The organism is Actinomyces sp. ICM47 (assembly GCF_000278725.1).
Taxonomy (GTDB): Bacteria; Actinomycetota; Actinomycetes; order Actinomycetales; family Actinomycetaceae; genus Pauljensenia.
In genome coordinates, this window is record NZ_ALCA01000036.1 from 1 (window position 1) to 15501 (window position 15501).

At 65.5% G+C, this 15501-nt stretch carries 13 protein-coding genes; 1 reads left to right on the top strand and 12 read right to left on the bottom strand.

Annotation, left to right across the window (positions count from 1 at the left end):
• The 7 genes from HMPREF1136_RS02485 to HMPREF1136_RS02515 all read right to left on the bottom strand — a co-directional run.
• Positions 1-295, bottom strand: a 295-nt coding sequence (locus tag HMPREF1136_RS02485) for a ribonuclease III domain-containing protein (RefSeq protein WP_009647753.1), incomplete at its 3' end; no start/stop codon positions are given.
• Positions 295-864, bottom strand: coding sequence for a YceD family protein (locus HMPREF1136_RS02490; protein WP_009647745.1), 570 nt, complete (start codon positions 862-864; stop codon positions 295-297). The genes HMPREF1136_RS02490 and HMPREF1136_RS02485, both read right to left, overlap by 1 nt.
• Complete coding sequence (locus tag HMPREF1136_RS02495; protein WP_009647749.1) at positions 857-1567, bottom strand: hypothetical protein; 711 nt, start codon at positions 1565-1567, stop codon at positions 857-859. Before HMPREF1136_RS02495 ends, HMPREF1136_RS02490 begins: the two co-directional genes overlap by 8 nt.
• 29 nt (positions 1568-1596) lie before the next feature.
• Positions 1597-2067, bottom strand: a complete 471-nt coding sequence (gene coaD / locus HMPREF1136_RS02500) for a pantetheine-phosphate adenylyltransferase (protein WP_009647751.1) — start codon at positions 2065-2067, stop codon at positions 1597-1599.
• A complete protein-coding gene (rsmD, locus tag HMPREF1136_RS02505; protein ID WP_009647754.1) occupies positions 2064-2699 on the bottom strand; it encodes a 16S rRNA (guanine(966)-N(2))-methyltransferase RsmD in 636 nt (211 codons plus the stop codon). Before rsmD ends, coaD begins: the two co-directional genes overlap by 4 nt.
• 23 nt (positions 2700-2722) lie before the next feature.
• Positions 2723-4870, bottom strand: a complete 2148-nt coding sequence (locus tag HMPREF1136_RS02510; RefSeq protein ID WP_198002801.1) for an ATP-dependent DNA helicase RecG — start codon at positions 4868-4870, stop codon at positions 2723-2725.
• Positions 4858-6468 carry a DAK2 domain-containing protein gene (locus HMPREF1136_RS02515; RefSeq protein ID WP_034504545.1) on the bottom strand — a complete coding sequence of 537 codons (1611 nt, stop codon included), beginning with the start codon at positions 6466-6468 and terminating at the stop codon, positions 4858-4860. The genes HMPREF1136_RS02510 and HMPREF1136_RS02515 overlap by 13 nt, the downstream gene beginning before the upstream one ends.
• A gap of 204 nt (positions 6469-6672) precedes the next feature.
• On the opposite strand from HMPREF1136_RS02515, the gene rpmB reads away from it, so the two are divergent.
• Positions 6673-6864 carry a 50S ribosomal protein L28 gene (gene rpmB / locus HMPREF1136_RS02520; RefSeq protein WP_003792657.1) on the top strand — a complete coding sequence of 64 codons (192 nt, stop codon included), beginning with the start codon at positions 6673-6675 and terminating at the stop codon, positions 6862-6864.
• A 192-nt stretch (positions 6865-7056) separates the two neighbouring features.
• Here rpmB and HMPREF1136_RS02525 read toward each other — a convergent pair whose 3' ends face one another.
• The 5 genes from HMPREF1136_RS02525 to HMPREF1136_RS02545 form a co-directional block, all read right to left on the bottom strand.
• Positions 7057-10620 carry a proline dehydrogenase family protein gene (locus HMPREF1136_RS02525; protein WP_009647746.1) on the bottom strand — a complete coding sequence of 1188 codons (3564 nt, stop codon included), beginning with the start codon at positions 10618-10620 and terminating at the stop codon, positions 7057-7059.
• 277 nt (positions 10621-10897) lie between these two features.
• On the bottom strand, positions 10898-11542 hold the full coding sequence (locus HMPREF1136_RS02530; RefSeq protein ID WP_009647748.1) for a TetR/AcrR family transcriptional regulator: 645 nt from the start codon (positions 11540-11542) through the stop codon (positions 10898-10900).
• A 136-nt stretch (positions 11543-11678) separates the two neighbouring features.
• Positions 11679-12899 carry a hypothetical protein gene (locus HMPREF1136_RS02535; protein ID WP_009647752.1) on the bottom strand — a complete coding sequence of 407 codons (1221 nt, stop codon included), beginning with the start codon at positions 12897-12899 and terminating at the stop codon, positions 11679-11681.
• A gap of 227 nt (positions 12900-13126) precedes the next feature.
• Positions 13127-14257, bottom strand: coding sequence for a hypothetical protein (locus HMPREF1136_RS02540; protein WP_051023508.1), 1131 nt, complete (start codon positions 14255-14257; stop codon positions 13127-13129).
• 197 nt (positions 14258-14454) lie between these two features.
• A partial coding sequence (locus HMPREF1136_RS02545; RefSeq protein ID WP_034504553.1) for a hypothetical protein occupies positions 14455-15501 on the bottom strand: 1047 nt, incomplete at its 5' end.

Consider the following 15501-nt stretch of genomic DNA (forward strand, 5'->3'; position numbering starts at 1 on the left):
GGGCGGCCGCCGCGAGGGGCTGTTGGGAGACGGTAGCCGCACGCATGCGCGACAGGTCCGACTCGGCCACGTCCGGATACTGCTCGTAGAGCTTCTGCGCAATGATGATCGAGAGCACCGAGTCACCCAGGAATTCCAGGCGTTCATTGTTCGCGATTCCTCCGGCCTCGTTCGCGTAGGAGCGGTGCACGAGCGCGAGCTGCAACAAGGGAGCATCAATGCGCGTGCCCCACGCCTCCACGAGCGCGTCGGTGTCGGTGCGCGGCGGGACGGGAAGGTGCTTTGAGCGGGCCATCAGGATCGCCCCGGCTCGGTGTGCTCGTCCAGCAGGGACGCCAGGGAGGCCAGACGCGGATCGACGACAAAGTGTTCGTGATCGGCGGGCAGGTCAGCCCACTTGTCTCCGCACACGTCGCATAGGCCCGCGCAGTCGGGGCTGCACAGGGGAAGCGGGTCGACGAGGGTGATGATGGCATCGCGCAGCTGCGTGTCGATGTTGATCGTGTCGCGTTCACCGATCACAAAAAGGTCGTCGGCTTCCTCGTCCTCCTCGTCGGAGGATGTCAAGGCGGGAGCACCGGGTTCGAAGTAGACCTCCGCACTGGACACGTCGTGGTGGTCGCGCACCTCGTCGAGGCAGCGCACGCACTCCCCCACCAGGTCCACGGACGTCGCGATCTGAACAAGGACGCCGTCCTCGACGCTGGTCAGGTCAACGGACACGTCCAGGGGCGTGCCTGGGGCAACCGCCATGGAGGGGGTGCCCAGGTCGTCTGGGGCGCTCCACACGATGTCTTCGTGGAGCGCGGATCCCAGCGCGCGCGGTAGGCGCGCCAGGGAGAGGGTCAAGGTCTTGTCATTCATCACTCAGGTCCACATCGGTGACGTCGACGCCGCGGCGTTCAGCGATCGCTCGGCGACCGGCCTCAGTGCGGCGTGACACGTCGGAAATAAGGCGCGCGAGTTCGTCAAGGGAGGTGGCGACGTAGTCGTCGGCACCCTCGCGCAGCTGGGTCGCCGAACGCTTGGCTTCGGAGACGATTTCGCGGGCGCGGTCTTCGGCCATGCGCACGATGTTCTCGGTGGAGACGATGCGATCGGCCTGCGCGTTCGCGTCGGCAATGGTGGCTTCGGCGTCAGCGCGCGCCTGGGAGATCAGGGCGGTAGCCTCGGCGTCGGCACGTGCGCGCGTGCGCTCAGCCTCTTCTTCGGCGTCAGAGCGGATTTGGGCGGCACGCTCGTTGGCCTGGTCGAGGGTGGAGGAGGCACGCGAGTTGGCCTCGGCGATGCGCGTCTCAGCGGCGGAATCGGCACGTCCCAGGACGGCGTCCGCGTCGGCGACGACGGCGTCAGCGGCGACGAGGTCCTCGGGCAGGGCTTCGCGCGCCTGATCCAGCAGGTCGAGGATTTCGGCCTTGTTGATCATGATGGAAGCGGACAGGGGAACTGAGCGGGAGGACTCGACGAGGTCTTCGATCTGGTCGAGGGCAGCGATCACGGTGGAGGGGCCGTAGACGGTCTCCTCGTTCCACTCGTCCTGGTTCTTGTCTGCGGGTACGTCAGCCATGAATCCCTCCTGCGTTCACCGGGCATGCTTCACTGTCTATTGTCCGTCAAATAGCGCACAATCGCTGGTGGGACATACCGTGACACATCTTTTTCGAGGCTGAGAAGTTCGCGCACGGCGCTCGACGACACATGCCCGAGTCCGGGCCGCGTGGGAATCCACCACGTGTCGATACCTCCGACTTCAAGGTTGAGGGCGGCCTGCGGCGCTTCAAAATCCGCGTCCTGCGAGCCGCGAACGCCCTTGACGATGAGGGTTGCACCCAGGCGGGAGGCTTCGTCCATGGTGGCACCTGCGAGAAGGGTGACCTCCACGCCCGGCAGGTACGCGGTCGCCTCCCGGACTAGGTCGACGCGGTCTTCGGGCGCGATGAGTCCACGTTTGGCGGGGTTGATTCCCACTCCAATAATGAGGCGATCAGCGACAGCGGCGGCGCGCTCGGCCACGTCGAGGTGACCGAGGGTGAAGGGGTCGAAGGAGCCGGGGAAAAGAGCGATCACTGGGCGTTCCCGTCGTTCATCGACGAGGCCGGGGTGCCGTCGGATTCGTCAGTATCCTCGAGTTCCACCTCGGGTAGGGGCGGACCCGCGAAGTAGGCGACCGTCTCCCCCCAGGCGCGCGCGTCTTCGAGGATCAGGAATGTCGGCCAGGTGGGGGCGGGCGCGCGCGTGGAGCGTTCGACGACGACGAGAGCGTCGGGTCCAATCCACGGGGCGAGGCCCTCCAGGACGGCGGTCATGTCAGCCTCGGCGATATCGTAGGGCGGATCGATGAACACCAGGTCGACCTCGCCACTCAGGACCTGGCCGCTGCGCGCGGCCAGGTAGGCGCGAGCGTCGGCGGTCACGACGCGGGCATTCAGACCGGTCGAACGCACGTTGGACGTGGCGACGCGGGCGGCTCCGGACGCTTTCTCAACGAGCGTCGCGGTCGCGGCACCACGGGAGAGCGCTTCAAGGCCGAGGGCCCCGGTGCCGGCGTAGAGGTCGAGCACGACCGCCCCTTCCAGGACGTTCATGTGATCCAGGCGCGAAAAGAGAGCCTCGCGCACTCGTTCGGACGTGGGGCGCGTGCCCGACTTGGGGACGGCGAGGGTCCTGCCTTTGGCGCTACCTGCGACGATTCTGGTCATGCCTCTACCCTACCGGCCTGCACCTAGGAGCGTTGCATCCATTCGAGCTGACCATCGGACGCCTGACGCAGGGCGCGCGCCAGGTCGGGGTGAGAGCGCAGCGTCGGATCCTCGGCCAGCAGAGCCTCGGCCTCGTCCTTCGCGGCTCGGATGAGGGCCTCGTCGCGGCGCACCGACAAGAATCGAAGGTGTGTCGCAGTCCCCGACTGCCCGGCCCCGAGTACATCGCCTTCCTTGCGCAGGCGCAGGTCGGCCTCGGCCAGCTCAAAGCCGTCAGTCGTGCCTGCGAACGCCTGAAGGCGCGCCCTGCCCGCATCCGTCAGCTCGTGACGGTGCATCGCAATGCACAGGGAGGGCAGGGAGGAACGCCCGACGCGCCCGCGTAGCTGATGCAGCTGAGCCAAGCCAAATTGCTGGGCATCGAGGATCACCATGAGGGTCGCCTCGGACACATCCACCCCGACCTCGATGACGGTCGTGGCCACCAGGAGCGGGGCACGACCGGCGGAAAAGTCCTCCATGATCTGCGCCTTGAGCGCGGAAGGAGTGCGCCCCGTCAGCTCATGAATGGCAACGCCCGCAAGCGCGGGGTGGGAACGCAGGTAGGCGGCGACCTGCTCGACCGATGCCAGCGGTCGCACTCCCTCATCGTCGGCGTCGGCGACCTCATCGGAGGCATCGATGCGCGGGCATACGACGTAGACGCGCCGCCCCTGGGCGATTTCTTCGGCAGCGCGCGCCCAGGTGCGCTCCACCCAGGCGGCGTTGGCCGCGTCCGCGAGGTAGGTGGCCACGGGGGCGCGCCCGGCTGGCATGCCGCCCATGCGGGTCTCGTCGAGGTCCCCGAAAACGGTCATCGCGATCGTGCGTGGGATGGGCGTGGCCGTCATAACCAGCTCGTGGACGCCGCGTCCGTCCTCGCGTGCTCCTCGCAGGACGGCGCGCTGCTCGACACCGAAACGGTGCTGCTCGTCAACGACAACTAGGGCAAGGTCAGCAAAGCGCACGGATTCCTGGAAGAGCGCGTGCGTGCCCACGACAATGAGGGGCGCAGACGAGGCCATGGCCTGGGCGATTTCTCGGCGCGCGGCGGGGGTCGTCGACCCGGTGAGCAGGCGCACGTCGGGCGCGTCGTCGCCGAGGGGCGCGAGCAAAGCCCGCAGGGATGCGGTGTGCTGCTCGGCGAGCACCTCGGTGGGTGCGACGAAGGCCCCCTGGTGGCCTGCGGCGACGACCTGCAAGAAGGCGATGAGTGCGACCACCGTCTTGCCGGACCCCACGTCTCCTTGCAAGAGACGTTGCATCGGGACCTCGTCCGCCAGGTCCGCCCCGATCTGGTCGACCGCACCCCGCTGAGCATCCGTCAGCGTGAAGGGCAGGCCTTGGATAAAACGGTCAACAAGCGGCACGTCAGCGGGCGAGGCCAGGGCCGGGATCGAGCGCGCACCCCGACGCTGGGCGGCCAGTCCCACCTGAAGAACAAAGGCCTCTGTAAACGCCAGCGCTCGGCGTGCCTGCTGGTAGTCCTCGTCCGACTCCGGTTGATGCAGCCGGCGCAGGCACTGAGCGTAGGTGCCGATGCGCTGGCGCTCGCGGATCGCGGCGGGCACCGTGTCGGACACGTCGGAATCGTCGAGGTGGTCGAGCACCATGCCGACAGCACGAGCAATCGCCCATGAGGTCAGTGTGCCGGTCACGGGATAGATCGGGATGGGACGGGATGCGATGCGCTCGATGTCTTCCCCGTCAACGCCCTCAAAAGACGGGTGTGTGAGCTGGAGCTTGCCGCGGTAGGCACCGACCTTGCCCGCGAAGAGGAAAGACTGGCCCGGTACAAGGAGGCGCTCGATGGGGGCTAGCTTGAATTGACTCTTCGCGAAAAACGTCGCCGACAGATACTGGACGCCGTCGGTGAGGCTCACCTCCAGGCGTACTCCTGAGCCGCTTCTGTTGGCGACCAGGTGCGCTCCGGCGACTTCAGCGAGGATCGTCACATCCTCGCCCTCACGCAGGGAGGACAGGGGGGTGAGCCTACCCCAGTGGTAGTAGCGACGCGGCGCGACCATGAGCAGGTCGCCGACCGTGACGATGTCAGCGTTGTGAAGGGCCTTTGCGATTTTCTTGGGCAGTCGTAGCGACAGCGGGACATCCAGTGCACTCACAGGGTGCACCCCACCAGGCTCGGCCCCGCCTGCCCACCATCCCATGTCTCCAGGTCGATCAAGATACCGGGGACACGCGTCGCAAGCAGCTGACGCACGGTCGCCAACGTGTAGGGACCGTCGTCCTCCCGCGAAATCAAGAGGCGCCACGCGCACGGTCGCTCTTGCGTGACCTCCGCCAAGGCCTCGGCGATGCCAGCGGGATCCCCGTCACGAGGCAGGGGCGCGCTAGCGCTCGTCATCAGTGCTTCATGCGCACTGTCGCGCAGGATCCGGGCGAGGGTCGGTGCTGACTCCACCCCACCCGGCTGGGGCACGAACAACGGTGCACAGGCGCGAGCCACGGCCAGCACTCCCAGGTCGTCGCGGCTATCCGCCCGCAGGATCGCGGGCACACCCGGTGCCACTGAGGGCAAGACCGAGGCCACAGTACCTACCAGGGCGGCGCTGGCATCATCGCAGGGGGCCACGAGTGTCACGCCCGTGCGTGAGACCGCGGCCGACACGATCCCCGCCGCATCAACCGCACTCGGTTCCAGGAAGACAACCGCGCCAGCGCGCGCCAGGTCTTCGACGAGGCCGGGGGCGCGCGTGCAGGCGATGACGCGGGCACGCTCGACCCGACGCATCGGACGACGCTGGAGCAGACGCACCCCACGGTGCGTCAGGCCTTCGTCCGCCAGTTCGTCGATGCCGATCTGATCGTCGGGCCGCGCGTCGCTGACTTGGAAGCGCACGACCTGCCCCGATGTTGGGTGCGCCGCCAGCGGCGCGGAGGTATCCACGTGCAGGCGCCACTCCCCCATGCCGAACAGGTCGACGCGCCCCACGTAGGACAGGCGTGCACCCAGGCCAGCCAGGCGTCCCAGGAGGCAGCGCAGGTCCTCCTGCGTGCCCTCCAGGATGATATCCACCGTGAAATCGCGCCCCGGCGGCGGGGAGGCGGGTTCAGGCGCACGCGAATGGCGACGCGCCAGGTCGGCGAGCATCGCCGTGAAAGACTGCAGAATGCCCGCATCATCCCTCATGGATGCATCAATGCAGGCCAAGACCAGGGCGATAAACGCGCCGCCCGGATCAATGCGTCCCGTCAGCTCATTCGTGGCATCGACCAGGCCGATCTGAGCTTGGGTGGAGAAACGGGAAAAGACGTCTTCCACGTCGGGGAGAGTCGGCCCCAGCTCCGCGAGTTCCCGTACCGCGCCACCCAGCATCTCCACCAGGGCATCGGACCACTGAATAAAGGAGGAGGAGGGAACCAGCGAGGAGGCCAGCATGCGACGCATCGCGACGGGCGTCACCTCCCGATCATCACCCAGAGCAGCGACCCAGGCCTCGAACAGGGCTGCGAGCGCGACGCTGCTGTGCCCGACGCCCCGACGGATCAGAGTCTCGACACCCACCTCAAGCGCGACGCGCGGGTGCGCGCGCGGCTCCAGGGAGTCCATGGCCGCCGCCAGCGCAGCCATCGTCGCCGCCGCATTTGTGCCGGTGTCGCAGTCCGCGCCATCCCACCCGTCCAGGTCGTCAAGGAAGGGCGCGAGCCTGGCGGCTTCCTCAGCCCCCGCCCGACATGCCGCAATGATCACCGATGCATTCAGTTCCATGACTCCCCTTTCACGACTCTCAATTGTCCCCACCGTGCACGCTGTGTGCGACCTGACACGACCAAAAGCTCGTGCGAGTTGTTGACAGCGCACATCATCCGCTATTCTGTCATGGTTGCCTTCGGTTCAAGCACCGAAGGATGCGTTTCCCCGCGACCGCGGGGAGCCAAAGACTGAACTGGAAGACATACCGAGGAGAACATCGTGGCTGCCGTTTGTGACGTGTGCGGTAAGGGACCCGGCTTCGGCAAGAGCGTGTCGCACTCGCACGTTCGCACCAACCGCCGGTGGAATCCGAATATCCAGCGCGTTCGCGCCCTGGTCAACGGGACGCCCAAGCGCCTGAACGTGTGCACCAAGTGCCTGAAGTCCGACAAGGTTGCTCGCGCGATCTGACGGATCCTACCTGCCCCACGTGGGCATGGACAAACGCCCGCGACGATGAGTCGCGGGCGTTCTTTGTTGCCTACCTATTTCTTGGGCACCGCTCCCCCACGCGTTGCCAGCGCCCCTAGCATCGGCCGAAGGATAGCAGTGCCCCGCGGTATCGACCCATCGGATGGGTCAATGCCGCGGGGCACGCACCGATCAGAGGAGGTTCGCAGCCAGGTCGAGCGGCGTTCCGAAGCGGTGGTTCGTGATCGAGACTGCCTGCTCACGCAGGAAGGGCAGCAGCTCCGAGTGCGGCCATGCCGTGACAGCACCCGTGTACAGGGCAACGTCGGGGCTGCCCCAGCTCGCGCGGGTCGCGTGAGCCCACCGCTGCGCCGAGGACTCTTCACGCGGTCCGAGGACGCGCACACGCATCCCCAGACCACCCGAAGTCGCAACCATCGCCAGGCGAGCATCCCACGAGCGCGCATCCTCAATCGTCACCTCGATACCCGCAGCCTCCGCCAGTTCCAGCACCGCGCCCGGCAGCTGGTCGGCGACGGACAGGCCGATGGGACCGCCCGCAAGGATGCCCGCCGCGAGGACGCGAACGGTATCCGCCAGGGCAGTTCCGCTCCCGGCTCGCACGAGGACCGGGGTGGGGCGGTAGCGCAGGATATTGCGCTCGCACGCCATGCCGGTAACGTCCCGGTTGGCACCGTAGTCGCTGGCCCAGGCAGCGGCGTCGGCGGCGACCGCGCGATTTAGCTCGGCCGCGTCGGCACCGTCCATGTGAGGAGCAGCCGCGTTGCACAGCGCGAGGACACGCGGGTCAACCGGCACCGCAGACACGGCACGGCCCGACGCGCTGGTGTCACGCACGGGTTCGACCTCTCCCAGCCCCAGCAGGTAGGAGGGGCCACCGGCCTTCGTGGTCGAGCCGATAGCCGAGCGCTTCCACCCACCGAAGGGCTGACGACGCACAATGGCACCCGTGATGCCACGGTTGACGTAGAGATTGCCGGCCTCAATGCCCTCCAACCACGTCGCGAGTTCCTCGGTATCGAGGGTGTGCAGGCCCGACGTCAGACCGTAGTCGACGTCGTTAACCGCCTCGATGGCCTCCTCGAGCGTATCGACGCGCATAACGCCAAGGACGGGCGCGAAGTACTCGGTCAGGTGGAATTCGCTACCGGGCACGACGCCCGCGCGAATACCCGGAGTCCACAGCCCATCGCCCAGGTAACGGGGCTTGAGCACCCAGTGCTCCCCCTCGCCCAGTGTCGTCAGGCCGCGCACAGCCTTCTCATCGTCGGGAACCACGACGGGACCGACCTGGGAATCCAGCGATGCCGGCAGCCCCACGCGCAGCGACGCGGTTGCGTCCACCAGCTGGCGCGCGATACGCGCGGACTTACCGGCCGAGCCGACGAGGATCAACAGGGAGGATGCCGAGCACTTCTGTCCAGCGTGCGCGAACGCCGAGTGGACGATGTCGCGCACGGCCAGATCCGGATCGGCCGAGGGCGTGACGATGATGGCATTCTTACCGCTCGTCTCGCCCAGCAGGTGCATGTCGGGCTTCCACGAGCGGAACAGGCGAGCCGTGTCGTAGGAACCCGTCAGCACAACGCGACCGACGCCCTCATGGGTCACGAGGTACCGGGAGACATCCCCGTCCTCGAGTGGGGCCAGCGCCACCAGATCCTTGGGTACCCCGGCCTCATGGAAGGCGGCGACCAGCTCGGCCGCGCAGCGCTTGGCAGGCGGGGCAGGCTTAAGGATGACCGCGCTACCCGCCGCAAGGGCTGCGGCGACGCCACCGACCGGGATGGCGACGGGGAAGTTCCACGGGGAGGCGACGACGGTGACATCCACGGGGACGAATCGCGCGCCCGCCATGTGTGCCTCGTCGGCCAGCTCCAGGGAGGCTGCAGCGTAATGGTGGCAGAAGTCGATGGCCTCGCTGACCTCAGGATCAGCCTGATCGATGGTCTTACCGGCCTCGGATCCAGCGACCTCGATCAGCTCGCCACGCCGCGCAGCCAGGACATCACCCACGCGGTGCAGCACAGCTGCACGCTCCTCGGGGGCAAGAGCCTGCCAGGCGTGGGCCGCCTTGGCACTCGCCTCGATCAGCGCATCCACTGCCTCGTTCGTAGCCAGGGCCTGCGCACCGGCACGAACCGCCTCGACGCCGCGCGTCGACGCCGGGATAGCCGCAGCGATTTCACGGGCCCACTGGCGGTTGGCTGCCAGCGCAGGGTCGGAGTCGGCCTCGGAGGCGAAGGGACGACGCGCGCGCTCAGCGACGCTCCCCTGCTCGGCGGGCACCCCGGCCGCACGCTCAGCCAGGCGGTCCTGACCGCGGTTGGGTACGGGCACCACAGCGTCGGGATCGACGTCGGACAGGGCGGCGAGGAAACGGTCACGTTCACGGGCGAACACGTCCTCGTTTGTGGCGATATCGAAGACGCCGGACATGAAGTTCTCGGGTGCAGCATTCTCTTCGAGGCGACGCACCAGGTAGGAGATGGCGACGTCGAACTCGCGGGGGTTGACGACCGGGACGTACAGGAGCAGCGAACCAACATCGCGACGCACGACTTCCTGGATGCCCGTCGCCATGCCGGAAAGCATCTCGAACTCGACGCTGTCCTCGACGCCGCGTGCTGCGCGCAGCTCGTAAGCGAAAGCGATGTCGAAGATGTTCTGACCGGCCACGCCCAGCCGGATCACTCGGGTACGCTCGGGCGTCATGGCCCAGTTCAGCATGCGCTTGTAGTTGGTGTCGGTAGCCTGCTTGGAAGGCCACGTGGTGAGCTCCCACCCGTGAATTTCGGCATCCACCCGCTCCATGGACAGGTTCGCGCCCTTGACGATGCGGACCTTGATGCGTGAACCGCCAGCGTCCACGCGCGTGCGCGCCCACTTCTGGAGGCGCTGAAGGGCACCGAGGGAGTCGGGCAGGTAGGCCTGAAGAACGATGCCGGCCTCGTAGCCGCGCATGTCCGGCTGGTCGAGGATGGCGGTGAACACCGCAATCGTCAGGTCGAGGTCCTTGTAGTCTTCCATGTCGAGGTTCAGGAAGGTCCCGTGATCGCGGGCCAGGCGGTACAGAGGCAGGAGTGCACTCACGCCATGGTCAACGACCTCCTGGAAGCCCCAAGGATTGTGCGGGCCAGTCACTGCAGAGACCTTGATGGAGACGTAGTCGACGTCCTCGCGCGTCACGAGGCGCGAGACCTCGGCCAGACGGTGGGATGCCTCCTTCTCACCGAGAACCGCTTCGCCAAGAAGGTTGACGTTCAGGCGGTTCCCACCCTTACGCAGGCGAGCGAGCGCCGGGCCGAGTCCCTTGTCCGTTGCATCGACGACGAGGTCACCGACGATCTCACGGAACACGCGACGCGCCGTGGCCGTCACGGTGCGCGGTGCCAGGCGCGACGCCGTTGATCCCAGCCCCATTGCCGCCGCCAGCGCCGGAGGCAGGAAGTTCTTGCGGCCAGCCGACAGACGCTTCATGGCCGCGCTGGCCACGTCCAGGTCCGTGGGGCGCACGACGTCGTCGACGAATCGGGTCGTGAACGTCAGACCATCCGGATCCGCGAGAATGCGGGACAGGAGCTTGGCCGACCGTGGCGTGGGCTCGTGAGCAGACTCATCAGCCCACCGGCGGGCTCGGGTCACTGCGCGCTCCCCCAGGATCCACAGATCATCGGGGCACCGTCGAGCGGTGGAATCAGGGCGGGGCGGGGTGGGAACAGCGGTGTTCGTCATGCGTAGACCTCCAGGCGTGAGAATGCGTCGGATACTCCGCGTCGCGTACAGCGTCACCGCTAGGCACGCTCGGCAAAACTCCCGACATTGTAAAGCATGCTGGTTTGTCTATCCTAACGCGCATGAGGCACGCCCGTACCGCCAGATGATGACTACAAGCCACCACGCTCAAGGGACCTAAGCCCCAATCCTTGCAAAATGGTCAATGAGGCTCATCATCCGTGACGCATTTCACTAGACGAGTGTCTTTTTCACAGGAGGGCAACCCCGGTCTCGTTCATGACCGAACGAGCCAGCGATCCTTCACGTCGGCAACCACACCAGCCGTCACCCCGCGCATGTCGACGTCTCCTCCCCCATCCACACGCGCACACAGCCACTGAATCTGAAGACCATCAGAGAGGGCAACCAGCTTGCGGGCAATCTGCTCACTCGGCGCGTCCGCACGCACCTCGCCTGTCGCCTTTCCGCGCTCGAGGGCATCGACCAGGTAGGCGATCGCACTCATCAGGTGCTGACGGAACCACGGATGAGCCTGATGATCAGCATCGATGACCGCCGCCGACATCGCCGTATACAGGGCCACCCCGTCAGGATGACGCTGATTGTGGGCAACCATCTCCACCCACGCGTCGAGCGCGACTTCCGCCCCCGCGTCGCCGCCGGGCAGCCGACTCATCGTGCGGCGATCACGCTCATCCAGGACGGCGGCCAGCAGCTGATCCTTCGACGAATAGTGGTGCAGCAGCCCCGCCTTCGAAATATCCGAGGCCCGCGCGATGTCCGCCAGGGAGGTTCCCACATACCCGCGGGTCGAGAACAACGTCAACGCCTCGGCAAGGATGCGCGCCTTCTTGTCCTCACTGCCAGCCTTAGGCCGACCGGGCCGCCGTGTACTCGTTGCCTGCGCGTCATTGCTCATGGGACTGCTCCACTCTCACTGTGACAGAGTTACCAACAACCCATCATAGCGTGCCTCCAGCGGCTTGCCACCACATTGGAGAACAACCATGAAGAGACGGGGCGGCGCGAGGCTTGCGCCCCACGCCGCTTTCCAATCAGTAACCGAAGGTCACCTTAAACACCGGCTGGCCCGACGAGTCGAGTTTGATCAACCCGTTCTCGTCGAGCGTCACGGTTGCAGTGACTGTCGAGTTCACGTCATGAGGTTCTTTGTCCCAGCTGCTCGTGCTCTGGATCGAGAACACTGCTTCCCCGGTGTAGCTGCCCTTCTCACCCGACTTCGTCATGGTGGTAGGCGTCTTCTTGACTTGCAGGACTGCCAGGTTTGTGGCGCGAACAGCATTCGGGCAGGCCTGGTCAATGTTTCCGGGGACGGTGGCGCACGAGTTCGTCAGGGCGACGGCCGCGCTCAGGGCCGCGTCCGACAGCTTGGAGTTGTAGGCTCCCTTGAGCTGGACGCGCTGGGCGGTATCCCCCGATCGACCGGAGCCGGTCTCCGGCTTAACCCGCACGGTCACCGGATCGGCGTCGATATACTCGCCCACGTCGACGGGAGTGAGTGTGTAGATGCCCGGGTAGAACACAAACTCCGTGCCAGTACTCATGTCGCCAGCGTTCACCGACGTCGTTACCTCGCCGATGGAAAACTTCGAGACTTTGTCTCCCATAATGCGTACGGGCATGACCATCGAGTTTTCGAGCTTCCAGTTTTTCAGCACACCGAACGTCGGCTTTGCGGAGGAGACGGTGAAGTTGTAGGTGAAACGCTCCCCGTCGAGCTGCATGGTGGCGGTGACCGTGCGCGTCTTTGCGTCTTCGTTCGTGTCGGCGACAATGTCCTCGATGACGATGCGTGCGTCGGCCGAGGCCATGACATCGTCCGCGAGGAATGCGCGCTTGTCGTTAGCCAGGCCGGGGTCTGCCATTGCTGTCGCCGCGCTGGCCTTGCCGGCGGCCAAGTAATCCAGGTACTGGCGCACTGTTGCCTCCGGCGTGCGCGTCCAGTTCGCGAACATGACGGCGAGCGCGCCCACTCCCGCGACAACTGCGAGGACGACGACGGCGATTACGCTCCGCTTGACGCGGCGGCGGCTCTTCGTGGACATGGGAGTGAAGGCGATGGTTCCGCTCGTCGGCGCGGCAGGCGGCACCTCGCCGGGCACCGGAGCCATGACGGGAACCTGCTGCGTCACGTACGTCTGCGGCGCAGCGGGCACGGGAGGCGCGGCGGGTACCGGAGGCACGGGGACAGTCTGTTCGGGGATGGGAGGCGGCTCGCTCGTCCCCTGGGTCGTGTTCTGCGCGTTCGGTTCCACTGTTTCTCCTCACTGTGCGACGCTCTGCCCCGGTCCCGCGCCTGGGATGTGGTGCAGGGTTCGACGGACACAACCTGACAATTGTCACATAAGCATTGTGGGACCTCAAGGCTACACGCGGCTCACATTCCTGGAACGAGGCCGGGGTCGGGTTCCGGCGCACACACGCATGTCGCCCGTCCGCTACGCGGACGGGCGACATCACGGGTCGGAGGGAGGCAATGACCTTAAAGGGGTGCCCCAACGAAGAAATCAGGCTTGCCGTCCGACGTGAGCTTGAGCAGCCCGTCGTTGCTGAATTGGACGTTGACCACTACCTTCGCATCAACGTCGCGTGTTCCCGGCATGTAGTACTTGTCGGAGTAGGTCACCGCGAAAGTGACTGGCCCTTGGAAGACCCCCGGATCAATCTCCAGCGGCTCCAGCGATGTGGGCATCGTCTTGACGGAGATCGCGGTCACCGCGTCGCTTTGGAGGGCGAACGGACAGTCAGAATTCTGGTTGCCCGGGATGGAGGCGCAGGAGTTCAGGAATTCCTTCGCGGACTCGAGCGCCGCCTCCTTCAGCTCGTCACTGTAGGTCGCAATCAGGGAGACGTCGGCGTCATCAGCATAGGAGGTGGTCCCACCGTGGACGCCATCGAGGACGGCAACTGTCTTAGGGTTAACATCCACGTATTCGCTCGGGGCGACGGGCGTGAACGTGTACACGCCCGGGTAGAAGAGGTAGGTGGCCGGCTTGCCAGAGACAAGCTTGCGCGGTGCATCGGCGCTCACGCCGCCGACCGTGAACTGGGTGTACCCGCTGGCGTCGACGCTCACCGGCGCGGCGAGCGACCCCTTCACTGTCCAGTTATTCAGGACACCCATCGTCGGCTTTTCCTTGGTCACGGTGAAGGCGTGGGTAAAGCGCTCCCCGTTGACCTGCAGGGTGGCCGACACCTGACGGGTCTCAGCGTCCTCATTCTTGTCGGCGGCTACTTCTTCGATGACCAGCAGCGAGGTCGCCGAGGCCATGGCGTCGTCGGTCAGAAAGGTACGCTGATCATTATTCACGCCAGGATCGACCATCGCCGTCGCCGCGCTCGCCTTACCGGCAGCCAACAGATCCAGGTACTTGCGTACTTCGGCCTCGGGCGTACGCGAACTATTCGCAACCTTGATCGCCACCACGCCAGCAATCACCAGCACCACGAGAACGCCGACCAGCATCCCAATCAGCATCATCTTCTTCTTGCCCCGACCAGAAGAGGGGGACGGCACGCCTGCACCGGCGAGCGCCGGCGGACCCGGAATCGCAGGGGTCACAGGCGGCGCCGGTATCGGTGCCGCACTTGCTTTGTTCTTCTCCGTGCTCATCACGCACTCCTCACAACGTTTGACAAACCACAGCCAGGATTGCGGTGTGCACTGCGCACCCCGCAATCCGGTCGCTCAGACGTGCCCAGTATCACGCCACGCATGCGACGAGTCAAAGAAGGATCACAGTGCGGATAGACGGTGCCCGTCCGCTTCACGCGGACGGGCACCGGGTGTATGGGCGACAGTGGCGGACGTTAGAAGGCGAAGGACACCCTAAAGTCCGGCTTGCCATCGGCGGTCACTTTCAGCACTCCGTCATCGTCGAAACGCGCGTCAACTTTCACCGTCAGGCCGACGTCCCTCGTTCCTGGGAACAGCGCCCCCTCCCCTGTCGTAACCGTGTATGTCACGCTCCCGGAAAATGACGTTGGATCAAAGCTGTACGAATCGAGAGATGTCGGCTTTTCTTTGATGGAAATAGCGGTGACACTATCTCCCCGAATCAGGGACGAGCAGTCATCCCCCTGATTGCCGGGGTAGGTCCCGCACGATTCAACGAGCGTCTGAGCTGCTTCGAGAGCAGCGGCTTCCAGCTTGTCGTTATAGGTCGCCTTGAAGGTGACGTCGCTCTTGCCATCGTTATTTCGAGTGCGCACGTCATCGAGCACGGAGACGGAGACAGGAGTCGTGTCAACATACTCGTTCGGTGCGACAGGCGTGAAATTGTATGCGCCCGGGTAGAAGAGGAAGGAACGCCCTTCCACGTAGAAACTGGCTTTGTCAATGGAGGCCTTCGTCTCACCGACGGAGAACTGACCGATTCCATCACCGTCCACGGTCACAGGCACTGCCAGCGAGTCCCGAATCTTCCAGTTGTCCAGAACGCCCATCGTCGCATCGTCCGCAGTGACACGGAAGGCATGGGTGAAGCGCTCGCCGTTGACCTGCATGGTCGCGGTCACCGTGCGAGTGTCGGAATCGTCGTTCTTATCCGCAACGACGTCTTCCACGACCAGCAGCGAAGTTGCCGAGGCCATCACGTCGTCGGTCAGGAAGGTGCGCTGATCATTATTCACGCCAGGATCGACCATCGCCGTCGCCGCGCTCGCCTTACCGGCAGCCAGCAGATCCAGGTACTTACGCACCTCGGCCTCAGGCGTACGAGAACTATTCGCAACCTTGATCGCCACCACGCCAGCAATCACCAGCACCACGAGAACGCCGACCAGAATCCCGATCAGCTTCATGCGCTTCTTCCCCTGAGCGGACACCGGCGTAAAAGCCACACCCGCACCGGCAGG